Origin of the sequence: Mammaliicoccus sp. D-M19, assembly GCF_022386695.1 — a bacterium.
GTDB lineage: Bacteria > Bacillota > Bacilli > Staphylococcales > Staphylococcaceae > Mammaliicoccus > Mammaliicoccus sciuri.
Genome location: NZ_JAJNHW010000002.1, coordinates 190964 through 210192 on the forward strand (window position 1 = coordinate 190964; position 19229 = coordinate 210192).

Genomic DNA, 19229 nt, shown 5'->3' on the forward strand with positions numbered 1-19229 from the left:
AACACGTGGTTGATTGTTTATAGTTGTTTATTTAGTTCGACTTTTTTAATACTTTGGAAGCCATCAATAGCAAATAAGTCATTTATTGTTTCATCTGATGCTTCATCATCTATTGATAATATCATTAATGCTTCTCCACCGATAGAATGTCTACCTAAGTGCATTGAAGCAATATTGATACCATGTTCTCCTAAGATTTGTCCCATTTTACCTACGATACCTGGTCTATCATTATGATGGATAAGTAACATATGCTTTTCTGGTTTGAAATCTACAGGATAGTCATTGATTCTTACGATACGAGGTCCATAACCATTTAATACAGTCGAACCGATTTTAATAGAATGGTCTTTGTTCACTAATTCTAATTCAATATAGTTGCTGAAACCATATTTTTTACTATTTTTTTCGATTTGATACGTTACGCCTTGTTCATTTAACAATACGAGTGCATTGATTAAATTAACATGATCACCTAAGTCTTGTTGTAAGACACCCATAACAAGTTGTCTTGTAATTAAACTTGTATCATCTAATGCAATTTCACCATGATATTTAATTTTTAATTCTCTTGGACCTTTTTCAAATAGTTGGATACCAACTTCACCAGTTGTTCTACTTAATTCTACAAAAGGTCTTAGTTCTGCTTCAACTTCACCAGACATTTGTGGTGCGTTTACAGCGTGTAAGACGTTATTATTTTCAAAAATATCAATGATTTCATTTGCAACAGATACTGCAACTTTTTCTTGAGCTTCGATAGTTGAAGCGCCAAGATGTGGTGTTACGATGATTTTTTCATGTTGCGTAAGTGGTGTGTTATTTGCCGGTTCTTCAGTAAATACATCTAGTGCAGCTTTTTCGATTTTACCTTCATCAAGTGCTTTAATTAAGGCATCTTCATCGATAATACCACCTCTGGCAACATTGATAATTTGTAAGTTAGGTTTCGCTTTATTGAAAAAGTCTTCATTTACAAGTCCCTTAGTCTTTGGTGTAAGAGGGGTATGTACTGTAATGAAATCTGCTTGTTCAGCAATTTCGTCTACGGTCGCTCTTGTAATTTCTAAACGTTTCGCGTCATCGCTAGATAAATAAGGATCAAATGCAAGAATATTCATGCCGAAACTTTGAGCACGTTTCGCAACACCTAATCCTATTCTACCTGCACCAATTACGCCGAGTGTCTTCTTGTATAATTCAGTACCACGATATTTTTTCCTATCCCAATTACCTTCTTGTAAGGAGCGATGTGCTTCTGGAATATTTCGAGCCATAGAAAGAATCATTGCCATAGAATGTTCTGTTGCAGAAATAGTGTTTCCATCAGGCGCATTAATAACAAGAATACCTTGTTTTGTTGCGTGATCGATATCAATATTATCAACACCAACACCAGCTCTAGCTACAACGCGAAGATTTTTCGCTGCGTCTAGGATTGGGGGTGTGATTTGAGTTTGGCTTCTTACGATTAAAGCATCATAGTCACCGATAATGTTAACGATTTCTGATTCACTCAAGCCAGTTTTGATGTCTATTTCGAATTTTTCATGATCTGTTAAACTTTTTAAACCTTCTTCTGATATTGGATCGACTACAATTACTTTAAACATATTGATTAACTACCTCCTGGAATTTTGAAACACCTTTACCAAGTACTGATTGTTCACGTATTTCTGAAAGTATAATTTCTAATGCACTAATAAATTGCAACATGTCATTTGGTGAGACTTTACCCATGTGACCAACCCTTAATATTGTGCCTTTAAGGTGTTGTTGACCACCAGCAATTGTAATGTTGAACCTATTAAGTAATTCATCTTTAATCGTCTTAACTTCATTTTTATTTGGTACAAAAGCTGTTACAGTAGGTGATGCAAATTCATCTTCAACTAATAGTTCAATATCTAATGCTTTTAAACTTTCTCGAACAGCTGATTTACATACTTCATGTCTTTTGATTGTATTTTCAAATTTTTCTTTTTGTATTAAATCACAATAAGTTTGTACACCTCTAATAAGTGATACAGCAGGTGTGAAAGGTGTTGAATCATCGTTTAAAGAAGTTATGTATTTATTTAAATCTAAATAAAATCTTGAAGTTTTCACTTCTTTAAACCTTTCAATAGCTCTATCATTATATGCTACAAATGCTGCCCCAGGTGGTAACATGATTGCTTTTTGACTACCTGAAACGAGAACATCGATGTTGTCTTGTTCCATATCTACTTCTACTGCTCCAATAATACTAACGCCATCCACTACAAAATAGATGTCAGGATTAAATTGTTTAACTAACTTACCTAAAGCATTAATAGGGTGTTTAACAGAAGTAGACGTTTCACAGAATTGAGTAAATACGGCTTTAACATCAACATTAAGTGAGTTTAAATATGTTTCAAATTCTTTTAAATCGACACCTTTTCCCCATTCAACTTCAAAAATATGTGCCTTAAAAGGATAAGAGGACGCGATTTTTCTAAACCTATCCCCAAAAGCGCCTGAAACAATAATGACAATATCATCTTCAGGATTCGCTACATTAACCATAGCTGCTTCAAGAGCACTTGTTCCTGATGAAGTTAGAATAGCAACAGGGTGTTTAGCCCCAAAAATTGTTTGTAAATCTCTTGATGCTTGATGAATAATTTGACTAAATTCCTTTGTTCTATGTCCTGTCATAGGTTGATTCATACTTTCTAAAATCTCCCTTGGAACAGTTGTAGGACCTGGTGCGAGTAATAAAGAATCATGCTGATACATATATATACACTCCTTACTGAATTTATGTTCTATATTGTAGCAAAGAAAATAGTAAAATAATAGAGAATTTATAGAAAATTCTGATTAAAACGTTTTCATTATTAAAATCTTATTTCCCCAGTTGCTACAACTTGAACATTGCCAGCCAAAGCACGTGTTACCATACAAGATTCTTCTGCTTTTTGAACAAGTCTATTTAATCTTTTTTGTAAATTTTCATCCGGTTCTTCAGATAAATAAATAATTGGGAAATGTTCTATTTTTTTATAAGTGATTACACCATTTTCTACATCAACATGACCTTTAGAAGCCACTTCAATTCTCTCGATATCAATTTCAGAGCGTTCAATCATTGCTGCCAATGTAATCATATAGCAAGTTGAAGCTGCACCAAGTAGCATTTCATCGGGATTTGTGCCGATTTCCGGACCATCCATTACTTCTGGAATTGATACGCGTGTAGATAAGTTATCAGTAGTTATATGGCCAGAAGCATTTCTACCTTTTGTCCATGTTCCTTTTAAATTAAAAATATGTGTTGTCATAATCATGTTCCTTTCTATAAATAAAAATATTTGGGTATAATCTATAGTATGACTGATTTTAAAGGAGTAGACAATGAATGTGTATAATCAAAATTGTAAATTAAAAGTTGCACATAGAGGTGTTCCATCTTTAGCACCAGAAAATACAATGGTTTCTTTTAAACGTGCAATAGAATTCAATATAGACGTTCTTGAAATAGACATACATAGAACAATAGATGGTAAGCTTGTTGTTATTCATGATCCGACGACGAACCGTACTTCACAAGAAAAAGGGATCATCAGAAAATTAACGTACGAAGCATTAACAAAATATGATGTCGGTAAATGGAAAGGGGAAGCATATTCTGGAGAGCAAATTCCGTTATTTCAAGATGTACTTAAATTAATAAAAGACACATATATAAAGCTTCTAATAGAAATTAAACAACCTGAAAATTATCCGAACATCGAAGAGGATATCATTACTATGATCAAACAACATGGTATTTCGAACAATCAAATTATGATTCAATCATTTAATAGAAATGCAATTCAAAAAATAAATATTTTATGGCCTGAAATAGAATTAGGTGTCTTAATTAAGAAGAAAGATCGTTTTATAAGTAAAAGGGCAATTAAGAAAATAGGGGAGTATGCAAACTATATTAATCCGAATTATAAAATTGTCACGAGAAGATTTGTAAAAGCTGCACATGCATCGCATCTTAAGATACTGCCATATACGATTAATGATAAACATACGGCTCAAAAAATGTTAGCTATGGGTGTTGATGGTTTAATATCGGATTATGCGCATATATTAGATGAATGGATGAAGTCATAAATTATAAAATAAAAAACCACTTTCGAAATGAAAGTGGTTTTGTTTGAACAAAGATTAACGAGAGTAGTACTCAACGATTAATTGTTCATTGATTTCAGCAGATAATTCGCTACGTTCTGGAACGCGTACGAAAGTACCTTCTAATTTGTCAGCATCGAATGATAAGTAATCAGGAACGTGATGACTTAATTCAACTGATTCTAATACGATGTTTAATTTTTGTGATTTTTCACGAACACTGATAGTTTGACCTGGTTTTAAAGTGTAAGATGGGATATCAACACGAGCGCCATCTACAGTAATGTGACCGTGGTTAACTAATTGACGTGCTTGACGACGAGTACGAGCTAAACCTAATTGGTAAACAACTGCGTCTAAACGTGAAGCTAATAGCGCCATGAAGTTATCACCGTGGATACCTTTCATGTTACCAGCTTTATCGAAAATAGTGCGGAATTGACGTTCGTTGATTCCGTACATGTAACGTAATTTTTGTTTCTCTTGTAATTGAAGACCATACTCAGATAATTTTTTACGTTGAGTTGGACCGTGTTGTCCTGGTACGTAAGGACGTTTTTCTAATTCTTTACCTGTGCCGCTTAATGAAATACCTAAACGACGTGATTTTTTCCAGTTTGAACCTCTAAATCTTGCCATTTTGAAGTTCCTCCTTTTTTCTTGTTTGATTGTTATGAAGAAACAAGAAAGAATGTTAAATGCTCATAGGGATATGTTATATTTGTGTGCCTTCACCTTGCAGCCGCGGTTACACAACACGCCTTCTTTGGGAATAACATAGAGCCTTACAATATTTAACTGCTACTTTCGTTAATTCACACAAAAGCTATTATACATTTTTGTTTAGTTCATGTCAATTTATTGTTTAAAAATGGATGTGCTTTTCAAGAGTTTCGACAAGTAATTCTAATCCTTCAAGATCAGTTTGATTAAATCTTGATTTAACAGGCGCATCTATATCTAACACACCGATGATTTCTTTGTTATAGTATATAGGTATAACGATTTCTGATTGGCTATTAGCGTCACATGCAATATGGCCAGGGAATTGATTAACATCTTCAACAAGTTGTGATTGGTTTTCGGCAACAGCTGTTCCACAAACACCTTTACCAATTTCAATGTCTACACACGCAGGTAATCCTTGAAATGGACCAAGTTTTAAGGCATTATTTTTAATAAGATAAAACCCAACCCAGTTGATGTTTGGTAAGAATTGGTTGATAAACGCAGATGCATTGCTTAAATTAGCAATTAAATCTCGTTCTCCTGATAATAAACCATCTAATTGGCGGTTGAGTAATGAATAATCTAGTTGTTGTTCTGACATTTTTATTCCTCATTTCAATATTTATTTGAATTATATTACTATTTTATGATTTTGAATATGTTTTGCATAGAAAAAGGTTTGTTGGATATATATTTTACGTTATAATAAAGAGAACGATTTAGGAGGAGAATACATAATGGCAATTTATATAACACTTGCAGTTATAATCATTATATTAATTGGTATTGGTATAATGTTATGGTTGCGTACATCAAAGCGAAATTTGATTACTGAGACTGAGCAGCGTAAGCAAAAAATTAAGCAATTACCTTTTCAAGATGAATTAGCTAAGCTTAAAAAATTAAATATCCATGGTGAAGCTAAAGACAAGTATGACCAATTTAAGAGAGAATGGCAAACTGTTTTACAAGAAGATTTAAAAGTTGTAGATGCTAAAATTCACGATGCTGATGCAGAACTTGATAAATTTAAGTTCTCACAATCTGAAGAAAGTATTGCAGATGCTAACAAAATAATGGATGGTATAGAAAAGAAATATACGCGCTTAACTCAGAGTGTTACAGAATTAATGACAACAGTGGAAACAAGCGACAAACTATACGATGAATCTAAACAGATTTATAGAGAAACGAAGAGAGAAGTATTAGCGAATAGACACCAGTTTGGGGATGCTGCTGAACTAATCGAAAAAAACATCGAAGCTTTTCTACCTAGAATTGAACAATATGAAGAACTTGTTGAAGATGGACACTACATTAAAGCAAGTGGTCATATCGATCAACTTAATACGGATATGAAACGTATGCAAGAAGATATGAATGAAATTCCATTATTGATCAAAGATGTACAAAAAGAATTACCAGGTCAATTCCAAGACTTGAAATTTGGATGTAGAGATTTAAAAGTTGAAGGTTACAACCTAGAACATGTTAAAGTGGAAGGTACGCTACAAACTTTACGTGGTAAATTAAATTTAGTTGAACCATTGATTGGAAGATTAGAATTAACGAAAGCTGAAAGCATTATTAATGAAATTAATGATGCTTTAGATGATATGTATGATTTAATCGAACATGAAGTAAAATCTAAAAATACTGTCGAACAATCTAAAGAAATTATTACAGATGAATTATTCCATGCTAAAGATATGAACTACACACTTCAAACAGAAATTGAATATGTTAAAGAGAACTATTATATTTCTGAAGAAGATGTACATAAAGTAAGACAGTACGAGAATGAAATTCAAAACTTAATCAGCGTATACGATGAAATTTTAGGTGAAATGGCTAAAACAAACGTACGCTATAGTGAAGTTGAAGATAATCTTCTATATATAGAAGAACATGTTAAAGTTATTAATGATAATCAACAAAAAATACAAAATCATTTAGTTTCTCTTAGAGAAGACGAAGCTACAGCTCAACAAAATACATTACGTGTTCAATCTAAGAAAGAAGAAATATATAGAAATTTATTAGCATCAAATTTACCAAGTGTACCTGAAAGATTTATCATTATGAAAAATGAAATTGATCACGAAATTCGTGAAGTGAATAAAATCTTTAGTCAAAGACCTATTAATGTACAGTATGTAAAAGATAAAGTAAGTAACATTGTTCTTCAAATGAATAAATTTGAAGATGAAACAACAGATGTACTTATTAATGCAGTTCATGCTGAAACATTAATTCAATATGGTAATAGATATAGAAAAGAAAATAATGAACTGAATAAGAGTCTTAATGAAGCAGAAAGATTATTTGCTAACAATAGATACAAACGAGCTATTGAAATAGCAGAAGCAGCGCTTGAAAAAGTTGAACCTGGTATCAGTGAAAAAATAGAAGAAGATGTAAATAAACGATAAGAACGTTATAAAGGCAAAGACATGGCAAATGTCTTTGCCTTTATTTTTTCTGAGTTAGTGGATGTTTTTTCTAAGTCAATTAGTATATCTATACGAAATGACTTGTGGTATCATTATATAATGAAAAAAAGAGGTGACAGTATGATATATCTTGATAATGCTGCAACGACAAAGCCTAATGAGGATGTTATTCAAACATATACACAAATGAATCAACAATACTTTTTTAATCCAAATAGTCCTCATTCTGCTGGCATAAAGATTGCTCATTTACTTGATAAAGCAAGAGAAAATATTAAACAATATTTAAATTTAAAAGACCCATTCAATATTATATTTACAAGTGGTGCTACTGAATCGAATAATATAGCACTTCAAGGGATAGCAAAAGCGAAAAAGAGATTTGGTAATACAATTTTAACAACTAAAATGGAACATCCGTCAGTTCTTGAAACGATGAGAGGCTTAGAGGACGAAGGTTTTAATTTGAAATATATTAAAACGACAAATGATGGGAAATTAGATATATCATCTTTACAAGAATTGCTTAACGATGAAGTTGTACTTGTAACATGTATGCATGTCAATAATGTAATGGGGCAAATTCAACCGATTGAAGAAATTAGCCGAATTTTAGAAGAATATCCTAAAGTGCATTTTCATGTAGATGGTGTACAAGGTTTTGGGAAAATACCATTAGATATTAATTTAGCGGATAGTTATAGTTTAAGTGCGCATAAATTCCACGGATTAAAAGGTTCAGGTATACTGGCGATTAAACAAATTAAATCGATTAAACAGATAATATTTGGTGGCGGACAAGAGCAAGGCTTAAGAAGCGGAACAGTTAATGCACCAGTCAATATTGCATTAGCAAAAGCGATGAGAATAATGAACGATAATATGGAAAATAATGCTCAAGCATTAAGTCAAAGAGGTAGAGAAATTAGAGCGTTTGTAGCACAATATAAAGGTGTCTTGATTAATTCACCAATCGATGCAGCACCATATATATTAAATATTTCTTTTCCAGGTGTTAAAGGTGAAGTATTAGTCAATGCATTTTCTAAATATGAAATTTATTTGTCTACAACGAGTGCATGTTCGTCAAAGAAAAGTTCTCATAATGAAACGTTAAAAGCAATGGGATTAAGCAACCTTGTTATTGAAGGAAGTATAAGAATAAGTATTGCACCAGATTTAACGAATGAACAAATAGAACGTTTTAAAGATGCCTTTGATAAAGTATATAAAGAGGTAAAGGAGTTAATAAAATATGAATTTTGATCACATTTTAGTGAGATACGGAGAACTGACTTTAAAAACAGGTAATAGAAATATGTTTGTGAATAAATTAAAAGCAAACATCAAGAGCCGATTAATGCCGCTTCAAGGTTATAAAGTACGTGCGAATCGTGACCGTATGTATATAGATGTACACGAAGGTTCTGACATTGAAGAAATGATGAGTAGAATTCAAACGGTTTTCGGCGTCCACTCTGTAAGTCCAGTAGTTCGAATTGATAAAGATTTAGATTTAATGAAAGAAATTGCCTTAAAGTTTGCGTATGATTTTAAAGATGGAGATACATTCAAAATAGATGTCAAACGCGCAGATAAAACGTTTGAACTTGATACTTTTCAATTGCAACAAGAATTAGGCGGTCATGTACTTCAAAATACTGATCATATAACAGTAAATGTTAAACAACCAGATCATAAAATAAAAGTAGAAGTTCGTAAAGACGCTATTTATATGTACAACCGCGTACTTGAAGGCGCTGGTGGATTACCTGTTGGGACAGGTGGTAAAACATTACTTATGCTTTCAGGTGGAATAGATTCACCAGTGGCAGGCATGGAAGTGATGAAACGAGGCGTGACAATTGAAGCTATTCATTTTCATAGTCCGCCATATACAAGTGAACAAGCTAAACAAAAAGTAATCGATTTAACAAAACAACTTGCTCACTTAACAGGCGATATCAAATTGCACATTGTACCTTTTACAGAACTCCAAAAGCAAATTCATAAAGTCGTTGAAGAAAGCTTTACAATGACAAGTACAAGAAGAATGATGTTAAGAGTTACTGAGAAAGTAGCACATGAAATCGGTGCACACGCTATTGTAAATGGTGAGAATTTAGGACAAGTAGCGAGCCAAACTTTAGGCAGTATGTATGCCATTAACAGCGTAACATCAATGCCGATATTACGTCCATTACTTACATTTGATAAAGAAGATATCGTTAAAAAGGCGAAAGCAATTAATACATTTGATTTATCAATTCAACCATTTGAGGATTGTTGTACGATATTTACACCAAAAAATCCAAAGACAAATCCTAAACTAGAAAAAGTGGAATATTTTGAATCAAAATTTGATTTTGGTCCACTAATTGATGAAGCGGTTAAAAATGTAGAAACACTTACAATTTCTAAGCACGATGATTTGAATCAACAAAAAGAAGAATGGATGGATGAACTACTTTAATACGAACGTTGGGATGTCGTTATCATTAAAGTAGAGGAGATATCCATATGGAGTTTGATTTAAATATATTATTAATCATTATTTTGTTTGGTTTAATTGCATCGTTTATCGATTCAGTTGTAGGTGGAGGAGGATTGATTTCTTTACCTGCATTACTAGCAGTAGGAATGGATCCAGCCACAGCTCTAGGTACGAATAAATTAGCAAGTTCATTCGGTTCATTTACGAGTACGATGAAATTTATAAGAGCAAAGAAAGTAGATTTCGATATTGTAGGTAAGTTATTTCCATTATCCTTTGTAGGTTCAATATTCGGTGCGATTACTGCTACATATTTACCACCAGAATATTTAAAGCCATTAGCAATTATTATATTGGCACTTGTAACCATATACTCAATTGTAAAAAAAGATTGGGGAGACATTAATCGATACAAGAAATTGTCTCTAAAAAAAGCAATCTTGTTTATTATTGGTGTAACGGTAATTGGTTATTATGATGGATTTCTTGGAGGCGGAACAGGATCATTTTTCCTATTTGCTTTATTAATAATCGGCCTTGATTATTTACACGCAGCAGGGAATGCTAAATTTTTAAATTTTGCTTCTAACATAGGTGCATTACTGTTATTTATGGTTTTAGGACATGTCAATTATATCTATGGATTAAGTATGGCAGTATCTATGGTAATCGGTTCGTATTTAGGGGTTACGTTTGCTATTAAAAAAGGCGTATCATACGTCAAAGTATTATTTATTGTTGTAACAATCACGTTAATACTCAAAAATCTATATGACTATATTAGTAGTCACTTTATGTAAAAAACACCTTAGCGCATAGGCGCTAAGGTGTTTTAATTTATGGGATTGTTACTTATTTTTATAAGAATTTTCTTTGTACTTTACTCCAGAATGAATTTTGAGGTAATTTCAGTGTTCGAATATATTTATCTTGTATTCTAAGTGATATAAAGTCTGTTTCTTGAATGCTTAATGCTTCATTATCTAGTCCCATAATTGGATAGTAGTTTCCTTCTTTATCGAGTATGATTTTAAGGGTTCTTGTATCACCTAATACTACTGAACTACTCACTGTTCTAAAATTGTTGTTATTCAGTGATGCGATTTCAGTTAGTTGCATGCTTCTAATTTTAGGGTCAATAATTGCGCCGTCTAATGATTTATTATATCCTGTTGATCCTGTTGGTGTTGATATTAACAAACCATCTCCGTTGAATGCCTCGAAGTATTCGTCATCAATGTATATTTCCATCTTCATCGGTTTGATAACACTTGATTTAATGTAAAAATCATTTAAACACATATAAGACATTTGATTATTCAAGTTTACTTCTAGGACAGGATATTTTCTGACACTTACTTCATGAGAATCAATAGATTCTACTAAATGTGAAATGTCATCAATACTAAAATCAACATATAAATAATTTTGGTCTAGTCGTGTTTTGATACCAATATATACTTTGTCTTTATTAAAGTTAGTTTTTCTACAAGCTTGTAAGAAACTCCCATCTCCTCCAACTGAAGCAATAATATCTGCATCATCGTAATTTGAAACAAATTCAAATCCGTGTGGTTCCATTTCATTCTGAATCTTTTCGCGTGTTTCCAATATGTCACGGTCTTTTGAACTAAATAAATAAATACGTTTATACGAAGTCATAATTTATTCCTCCCAAAAGTTACAGTTATTATTAAAGTCTGTTATTATTATAAATGTAAATATTTAAAATAGAAAGGATGATACTATGTCTAAACGAATTATAGCGATAATCATCGCAGCTGTTTTAGTTGTAGGTGGTATAGTTGTCAGCACAGTTGGCATATTTTTAGACGATTCGTGGAAAAAATCAGTAACAGATTCAGATGGTATTAGTGAGTCTGTCGTATCTGGTAGTGATAGTAGTAGTAAAATTGTTAAATTATCAGTAGATGGTACCATTCAAGATACGGGTGTCCAAGAGTCGTTATTTAGTGGAGGAGGGTATAATCATGAATCCTTCTTAAAACAACTTGATAAAATTAAAAAAGACGATCAAGTTAAAGGTATACTTCTAGTTGTGAATTCACCAGGTGGTGGAACATATGAAAGTGATGAAATACATAAAAAATTAGAAGAAATTAAAGCTAAAGATAAAAAAGTTTATGTACAAATGAAAAATATGGCAGCATCAGGTGGATATTATATTTCAACACCAGCTGACAAAATTTATGCAGGTTCACAAACATTAACAGGTTCACTTGGCGTTATTATCTCAAGCATTAATTATTCAGAACTTGCAAATGATTTAGGTGTGAAAGATGAATCTGTTACTTCTGGTAAACATAAACAAATCTTGAATCCAATGAAAGAAATGTCAAAAGAAGAACGCGACATCATGCAATCCATCATTGATGATAGTTATAAACAATTTGTAAATGTCATTAAAGATGGTAGACATATGTCAGAATCAGAAGTTAAGAAATTAGCTGATGGTAGAATATATTCTGCACAACAAGCTAAATCAAATGGCTTAATTGATGAAATTGGTTATGAAGATGATGCAATTAAAGCATTAAGAAGTGATATTAAATCGAAAAATGCACAAGTTGTAACATATGATACATCAGGTGGATTCTTAAACTTCCCAATGGCTGCTAAAAGTAAACTTTCTTCTATGATAGGTTTAGATGATATGACTAAATATGAAGCCTTAATTAAAGCGAATAAATCACCACAACCTATGTATTTATACGGTGAATAAGGAGGGATTGTAATGACAGAAACAAGTTATGAACAAGTCGCTACTACACGTGAACAAAGTGAAATTGAGCGTACTGTCAATAAATATATGTCTGATATTAAATCCATCGTATTTGCTGGATTCTGGGTCCGATTTTTAGCTTATATCATCGATATCTTAGCTTTAGCAGGATTTAAAGGTATTGTGTTAAGTCCGATATTTGCACTTACAGATATCAATGATTCTTATCTATGGGTGCCATACTTCAGTGTTGAAAATATGGCAAGTGCCTTAATATTTTATTTATATTTCGTGTTGATGACGTATTATTTTAAAGCAACACTAGGCAAGATGATCTTAGGTTTAAGTGTCTATCGAGAAGATACTCAACCGCTCAAATTGAAGGATGTCCTATTTAGAGAATGGATCGGGCGAATTATATCTGGTGCACTATTAGGCATTCCATATATTGTAGTAGCATTTACTAAAAAGCATAAAGGTATTCATGACTATTTTGGGGAAACAGTCGTTCTCAAAAACAAATATGTTCAAATGAGAAAAGACTTCCAAAATGTGATTGGATAACTAAGTTATAATCAAAAGAATTTTAAAGTCTCTTTAATCATGATAAAATATATTTATCAAGAATAAGGAGGCTTTTTTTATGGCGCAAGTTACATTCAAGAATGAACCAATTACAATATTAGGTGAGGAAGTTAAAATAGGTTCAGTAGCACCTGATTTTACTGTATTAGCAAACGACCTATCTGAAAAGACATTAAAAGACTATGAAGGTAAAAAGAAACTTATTAGTGCCGTACCTTCTTTAGATACAGGCGTGTGCAGTCAACAAACACGTAAATTTAATGAAGAAGCTGCAAATGAACAAGATGGCGTTGTTTTAACAATTTCTAACGACTTACCATTTGCTCAAAAAAGATGGTGTGCAGCTGAAGGATTAGATAATGTGATTACATTAAGTGACCACCGTGATTTATCATTTGGTGAAAACTATGGTGTTATCATGAAAGAACTTCGTTTATTAGCACGTTCAGTATTTGTTTTGGACAAAGATAATAAAGTTGTTTATGCAGAAATAGTGAGTGAAGGTACAAACCATCCTGACTATGACAAAGCTTTAGAAGCATTTAAAAATTTAGACTAATTAACAACCATAAACTGCTGTCCATTTAGTGGACAGCTTTTTATACGAAAGAGGGCAATTATGACTGAAGAAAAGAATATGATGGAAGTATTATTTGAAAAACTTGATGTAAAAAGTAAAGACCTCCACGATGAGAATGGACAAAGTTATATAGAGAATCTTGGTTTGGCGATGGAAGACATTTATACAAACCAAAGAGATCTTTTAGAACAATCAACATTACAAGAACGAAGAAAAGCGTTCCAATTTGCTTATTTAAGTTTATTAAAAGAAGAAGTGATTCAACCCAATCATCAAATGACGCCAGATTCTATTGGGTTTATATTAAGCTATCTTGTAAATTTATTTAACAAAAACAAAAAAGAATTAAACATTGTAGATATTGCAAGTGGTACAGGACATTTGAGTGCAACAATCAACGAACAAAATCAAGATAAGACATTGATGCACCACTTGATTGAAGTAGATCCTGTATTACAACGTGTAAGTATACATTTAGCTAACTTCTTAGAAATACCATTTGATGTGTATCCACAAGATGCCATTATGCCACTACCTTTAGAAGAAGCGGATGTTATTGTCGGCGATTTACCAGTAGGATATTACCCAGTTGATGAACGCAGTAAAGAGATGAAATTAGGCTTTGATGAAGGGCATAGTTATAGTCATTATTTATTATTAGAACAAGCTGTTACAGCAACTAGACCAGGTGGGTATGTATTCTTAATCGTACCAACAAATATCTTTGAAGGCGAAGAAGTGAAACAGCTTCAAAAATATATTGCAACAGAAACAGAAATGCAAGCATTTTTAAACTTTCCTAATTCATTATTCAAGACAGAACAATCACGTAAATCACTATTAATCTTACAGAAGAAAGACCCTAGAAATACTAAGAGTGTTGAAGTATTGCTAGCAAATATACCAGATTTCAAGGCACAATCTCAATTGCAAACGTTTTTATCAGAAGTAGATGAATGGATGAAAGAAAATCATTCTTTATAAACTGTATTAATGCTTGATTCATAACTGTATTAGTGTTTAAATAGTATAGAATAGTATTATCAGGAGGAAGTCTAAATGACAAAAATTATAGCAATTAATGCTGGTAGCTCATCTTTAAAATTCCAATTATTTGAGATGCCTGAAGAAAAAGTTATCACAAAAGGATTAATCGAGCGTATCGGATTGAAAAATTCAATTTTCTCAATTACGGTTAACGGGGAAAAAATTACAAAAACATTAGATATTGAAAATCATGAAGTTGCAGTAAATATCATGATTGAAGCTTTAAAAGAGTATAATATCATCGAAGACATTAATGATATTCAAGGTACTGGACATCGTGTTGTTCACGGCGGAGAATTATTCCCAGAATCAGCACTTGTTACTGAAGATGTATTAGCTAAAATCGAATCATTAACTGATTTAGCGCCTTTACACAACCCAGCAAACATCATGGGTATTAAAGCATTTAGAAAATTATTGCCAAGTATCCCACATGTTGCAGTATTCGATACATCATTCCACCAAACAATGCCAGAAGAATCATATTTATACAGCTTACCTTACAACTTCTATAAAGATTTCGGTATTCGTAAATATGGTTTCCATGGTACAAGTCATAAATATGTATCTGAAAGAGCAGCAGAATTATTAGATCGTCCATTAGATCAATTAAGAATTATCTCTTGTCATATTGGTAATGGTGCTTCTATTGCTGCAATTGACGGTGGTAAATCAGTTGATACTTCAATGGGCTTCACACCATTAGCAGGTGTTACAATGGGTACACGTTCAGGTAACCTTGACCCAGCTTTAATTCCATATATCATGGAGAAAACTGGTAAAAATGCTGAAGAAGTATTAAATATCCTTAATAAAGAATCAGGTTTACTTGGTATCTCAGGTTCATCAAGTGACTTAAGAGATATTGAGCAAGACGCTAACGAAGGTAACGAACGTGCTAAATTAGCATTAGATGTATTCGCATCTAGAATCCATAAATATATGGGATCATATGCTACAAGAATGCACGGCTTAGATGCAATTGTATTTACAGCTGGTGTAGGGGAAAACTCTGACACAGTTCGTGCTAAAGTATTAGAAGGATTAGAATTTATGGGTGTATATTGGGATCAACGCTTAAACACAGGTTTACGTGGAGAAGAAGCATTCATCAACTACCCACATTCACCAGTAAAAGTTATTGTAATTCCAACTGACGAAGAAGTTATGATCGCACGTGACGTTGTGAAATTTGGTAACTTAGGATAATCAAGTATATTTAAAAGCGAGACAGGCGTAAGTTATGTGTGAATAAGATGCCAGTCTCGTTTTTTTATGTTTAAAAAGTGATTCTTCGGTTATATGTAAGTAATGCATATTCTAAGGAGGATATATAAATGAGACCAGAGAGAGCATTAATGCGATTAGTTAGAATCGTTACACGCAGAGTCGTTAAAGAACAATCTAAAAAACAGAAACAAGAAAATAACCAAAACTTAAAAGATCAAAATAATAATCAAAACTAATATAAGAAAAGCGTTCAGCCATTTCGACTGAACGCTTTTCTTATATCTATTTATTTACTTCGTGGTGTTCTTCGAATAATTCTTTTGTTGCTACAACTGGTTCGAAATCTTCAGGCATTGTTTCTGTTCTTACTACTAGAACGTCACATGGTGAGTTTCTCACTATTGATTCTGATACAGAGCCAACGATAAATCGTTCTACTGCATTTAATCCTGAAGTACCACACATGATTAAATCTACGTCAAATTCTACTGCTAATTTTTTAGGAATAACTGTTTTTGGAGATCCGAATTCAAGTTTAGTCGCTACATTATGAACACCATTATTCTCAGCGAATTCTTTATATCCAGATAATAAACTTTCAGCAAAACTTGTTGCTTTATTTACTATTTGAGTATCATAGGCTTCAACACTTGCATATGATCTTGAATCTACAACATTAACAATTGTTAATTTAGCATCATTACGTTTAGCAACGGCTACAGCTTTATTATAAGCCCATTCTGATTCAGTTGACCCATCTACTGCAATTAAAATATTTTTGTAACTTAACATAGAAACCGCCTCCTAGTTCTTTTATTTAATTATATCATAATTTTCTGAAAAAATAACAATATAAACTTTTAAATAATAGGGAATTTACACGATTTTTATATAAAGTATGTTAAGATTGCGTTATAGTAAGAAAATTAAAAAAATTTAGAAAATAAGGATAATATAAAAAATGAATAATAATGATTGCGCTTTCAAATTAGTGGCGTTATGATAAAAGCAAGGAGGAATGAAAAAATGATTATTGGAGTACCAAGAGAGATTAAAAATAACGAAAATAGGGTGGCATTAACACCTAGTGGCGTGGCAAGTTTAGTTGCACAAAATCATGTTGTTAAAGTAGAAACTGAAGCAGGGTTAGGTTCACAATTTACTAACGAAGATTATCAACAAGCTGGAGCAGAAATTGTAAGTCAAGAAGAAGCATGGAATGTAGAAATGGTTATGAAAGTTAAAGAACCATTACAAGAAGAATACCAATTCTTCAAGAAAGACTTAATCCTATTTACATATTTACATCTAGCTGCTGAAGAATCTTTAACAAATGCATTATTAGAGAATGAAGTAACTGCAATTGCTTATGAAACTGTTCAGCTAAGCGATCGTTCATTACCATTACTAGCGCCAATGAGTGAAGTAGCAGGAAGAATGTCAACTCAAATTGGTGCGCAATTCCTACAAAAAACACATGGTGGCATTGGAATATTATTATCTGGAGTACCAGGTGTTAAAAGAGGGAAAGTAACAATAATCGGTGGAGGTCAAGCAGGAACAAATGCTGCTAAAATGGCAGTCGGTCTTGGAGCAGACGTTACGATTATTGACTTAAATCCTACACGTTTACAACAATTAGATGATTTATTTGGTGCAAGCGTGCAAACGATGATGTCATCACCTTTAAATATTGAAGAAGCAGTTGTTGAAAGTGATTTAGTAATTGGGTCAGTACTTATACCAGGCGCTAAAGCACCGAAACTTGTAACTGAAGAAATGGTTAAGAAAATGAAACCAGGTTCAGTATTAGTAGACATCGCGATTGACCAAGGTGGTTCATTCGAAACATCAGATAGAATTACAACACATGATAACCCAACATATGTTAAACATGATGTCGTTCACTATGCAGTTGCTAATATGCCAGGAGCAGTTCCAAGAACATCTACAATTGCATTAAATAATGCAACAACTCCATATGCAATTCAATTAGCAAACAAAGGCTACGTTAAAGCATGTCAAGATAACGAAGCACTTGCTAAAGGTTTAAACACAATACACGGTAAATTAACATATAAAGAAGTTGCAAAAGCTTTTGATAAAGAATACACACCTTATCAAGAAGTTTTGAGATAAAATTTTAAAAAATGTCTAACTCAGATTGCTGAGTTGGACATTTTTTTAATTTATGCAACTTGCTGAAAATGAGCAGAATACCTATAATTTGATTACATATTATTATTAACAGCAGGTGATTACATGAACAAAACCGAATATATTTCTTATCTTAAAGCTATCGAAGGCAGGACAAATTTGAATTTAGATCAAAGAAAAGAATTGTATATTAACCAAACTGGATTGGAAGGTGAAATGTATTTTAAAGCAATACTAGACACTATCGTTGATGTTAAGTATGTATATAATTTAGAAATCGGAACCTCAAATCATATACAAATTGATTTTTTAGTTGTTTCATCAACAAAAATCTATATTTTCGAAGTTAAACACTATACTGGCGATTGGTATTTTGAAGAAAATTATATTAAATGTACAAATAGTTTAAGATACCCGTCACCGCACATACAAACAAATAAAATTGAAAATAAAATACAATCAATCGTTAATACTCACAATTTACCAAGAGAAGTTGAAACCATTATTATATTTACGAATAGTCATTTCAATCTTCACGGTAAAAGACCACAAAATCAAGCAATACTACTTCCTCAAGAACTTTCTAGAGTTCCTCAACTCATTGATACAAATAATCAAGAAGCTAATCAAGAAATCTTAAATATTTTCAAACAATATGAATCTATTCATTCAACCTTTTATCAAAAAGATATTAATATTCTAGAAGATAAAGTTGCATCTGGTTTGAGATGCCCAAATTGTAGAAAATTATTTACTATTGCCTTTAAGAAAAACAAGCATAACTATAGATGTTGTTACTGTAGAAAAGATTTAGGATATGAGGAGTTAATATATTTCAACCTAAAAGAACTTTTTATCATAAAGAGAAAACCTTTTGATTTTAAAGAAGCTAAAGCATGGTGTTATCCTATACCAATACATACAGTCAGAAGAGTATGTAATAAATACTTTAAAAATACAAATATGCGAAATAAGAAATTTTATCTAGAAAAAAGTTAAAATATGAAGTACGATATTTTTCAAAAAACATACTTGATTTATTTAGTTTTCGGTACATAG

20 protein-coding genes are annotated in these 19229 nt (G+C 32.2%); 13 read left to right on the top strand and 7 right to left on the bottom strand.

Annotated elements, in window-relative coordinates:
- Positions 1–17: 17 nt before the first annotated feature.
- From serA to LQ675_RS06520, 3 genes are all read right to left on the bottom strand, one after another.
- The gene (gene serA, locus LQ675_RS06510) at positions 18–1613 is read right to left on the bottom strand and encodes a phosphoglycerate dehydrogenase (protein ID WP_048539579.1); all 1596 of its coding nucleotides are present in this window, start codon (positions 1611–1613) and stop codon (positions 18–20) included.
- Positions 1606–2763 (bottom strand): pyridoxal-phosphate-dependent aminotransferase family protein, encoded by a 1158-nt coding sequence (locus tag LQ675_RS06515; RefSeq protein ID WP_058592034.1) that lies wholly within the window; start codon positions 2761–2763, stop codon positions 1606–1608. Before LQ675_RS06515 ends, serA begins: the two co-directional genes overlap by 8 nt.
- A gap of 101 nt (positions 2764–2864) precedes the next feature.
- Positions 2865–3308: an SACOL1771 family peroxiredoxin gene (locus LQ675_RS06520; protein WP_048539581.1), complete on the bottom strand. Its 444-nt coding sequence runs from the start codon at positions 3306–3308 to the stop codon at positions 2865–2867.
- Positions 3309–3381: 73 nt separating this feature from the next.
- Here LQ675_RS06520 and LQ675_RS06525 point away from each other — a divergent pair, with 73 nt between their 5' ends.
- Entirely contained in the window at positions 3382–4134 is a 753-nt protein-coding gene (locus tag LQ675_RS06525) for a glycerophosphodiester phosphodiesterase (RefSeq protein ID WP_048539582.1), read from the top strand.
- A 54-nt stretch (positions 4135–4188) separates the two neighbouring features.
- Here the strand turns inward: LQ675_RS06525 and rpsD are convergent, their stop codons facing one another.
- Together rpsD and LQ675_RS06535 are read right to left on the bottom strand one after the other, a co-directional pair.
- The gene (rpsD, locus tag LQ675_RS06530) at positions 4189–4791 is read right to left on the bottom strand and encodes a 30S ribosomal protein S4 (RefSeq protein ID WP_025905513.1); all 603 of its coding nucleotides are present in this window, start codon (positions 4789–4791) and stop codon (positions 4189–4191) included.
- A gap of 226 nt (positions 4792–5017) precedes the next feature.
- Entirely contained in the window at positions 5018–5482 is a 465-nt protein-coding gene (locus LQ675_RS06535) for a GAF domain-containing protein (protein ID WP_107610117.1), read from the bottom strand.
- 136 nt (positions 5483–5618) lie between these two features.
- On the opposite strand from LQ675_RS06535, the gene ezrA reads away from it, so the two are divergent.
- From ezrA to LQ675_RS06555, 4 genes are all read left to right on the top strand, one after another.
- Entirely contained in the window at positions 5619–7313 is a 1695-nt protein-coding gene (ezrA, locus tag LQ675_RS06540; RefSeq protein WP_048539584.1) for a septation ring formation regulator EzrA, read from the top strand.
- Between the two features lie 141 nt (positions 7314–7454).
- Entirely contained in the window at positions 7455–8600 is a 1146-nt protein-coding gene (locus LQ675_RS06545) for a cysteine desulfurase family protein (RefSeq protein WP_239727247.1), read from the top strand.
- Complete coding sequence (thiI, locus tag LQ675_RS06550; protein ID WP_048539586.1) at positions 8590–9807, top strand: tRNA uracil 4-sulfurtransferase ThiI; 1218 nt, start codon at positions 8590–8592, stop codon at positions 9805–9807. Before LQ675_RS06545 ends, thiI begins: the two co-directional genes overlap by 11 nt.
- A gap of 47 nt (positions 9808–9854) precedes the next feature.
- Positions 9855–10628, top strand: coding sequence for a sulfite exporter TauE/SafE family protein (locus LQ675_RS06555; RefSeq protein WP_048539587.1), 774 nt, complete (start codon positions 9855–9857; stop codon positions 10626–10628).
- A gap of 58 nt (positions 10629–10686) precedes the next feature.
- On the opposite strand, the gene LQ675_RS06560 is transcribed toward LQ675_RS06555, so the two are convergent.
- The gene (locus tag LQ675_RS06560; protein ID WP_107601850.1) at positions 10687–11490 is read right to left on the bottom strand and encodes an NAD kinase; all 804 of its coding nucleotides are present in this window, start codon (positions 11488–11490) and stop codon (positions 10687–10689) included.
- An 85-nt stretch (positions 11491–11575) separates the two neighbouring features.
- Between LQ675_RS06560 and sppA the strand changes: the two genes are divergently transcribed.
- From sppA to LQ675_RS14985, 6 genes are all read left to right on the top strand, one after another.
- The gene (gene sppA, locus LQ675_RS06565) at positions 11576–12571 is read left to right on the top strand and encodes a signal peptide peptidase SppA (RefSeq protein ID WP_107601849.1); all 996 of its coding nucleotides are present in this window, start codon (positions 11576–11578) and stop codon (positions 12569–12571) included.
- Positions 12572–12583: 12 nt separating this feature from the next.
- Positions 12584–13135 (top strand): RDD family protein, encoded by a 552-nt coding sequence (locus tag LQ675_RS06570; RefSeq protein ID WP_048539590.1) that lies wholly within the window; start codon positions 12584–12586, stop codon positions 13133–13135.
- Between the two features lie 79 nt (positions 13136–13214).
- Positions 13215–13715: a thiol peroxidase gene (tpx, locus tag LQ675_RS06575; RefSeq protein WP_048539591.1), complete on the top strand. Its 501-nt coding sequence runs from the start codon at positions 13215–13217 to the stop codon at positions 13713–13715.
- Between the two features lie 60 nt (positions 13716–13775).
- The gene (locus LQ675_RS06580; protein WP_048539592.1) at positions 13776–14720 is read left to right on the top strand and encodes a class I SAM-dependent methyltransferase; all 945 of its coding nucleotides are present in this window, start codon (positions 13776–13778) and stop codon (positions 14718–14720) included.
- A 75-nt stretch (positions 14721–14795) separates the two neighbouring features.
- Positions 14796–15992, top strand: a complete 1197-nt coding sequence (locus tag LQ675_RS06585) for an acetate kinase (RefSeq protein WP_239727250.1) — start codon at positions 14796–14798, stop codon at positions 15990–15992.
- 128 nt (positions 15993–16120) lie between these two features.
- Positions 16121–16249, top strand: coding sequence for a hypothetical protein (locus LQ675_RS14985; protein ID WP_255209528.1), 129 nt, complete (start codon positions 16121–16123; stop codon positions 16247–16249).
- Positions 16250–16295: 46 nt separating this feature from the next.
- On the opposite strand, the gene LQ675_RS06590 is transcribed toward LQ675_RS14985, so the two are convergent.
- Positions 16296–16805: a universal stress protein gene (locus LQ675_RS06590; RefSeq protein WP_048539594.1), complete on the bottom strand. Its 510-nt coding sequence runs from the start codon at positions 16803–16805 to the stop codon at positions 16296–16298.
- Positions 16806–17039: 234 nt separating this feature from the next.
- Between LQ675_RS06590 and ald the strand changes: the two genes are divergently transcribed.
- Positions 17040–18152, top strand: coding sequence for an alanine dehydrogenase (ald, locus tag LQ675_RS06595; protein WP_048539595.1), 1113 nt, complete (start codon positions 17040–17042; stop codon positions 18150–18152).
- A gap of 123 nt (positions 18153–18275) precedes the next feature.
- The gene (locus tag LQ675_RS06600) at positions 18276–19169 is read left to right on the top strand and encodes a nuclease-related domain-containing protein (protein ID WP_107601848.1); all 894 of its coding nucleotides are present in this window, start codon (positions 18276–18278) and stop codon (positions 19167–19169) included.
- Positions 19170–19229: the final 60 nt, after the last annotated feature.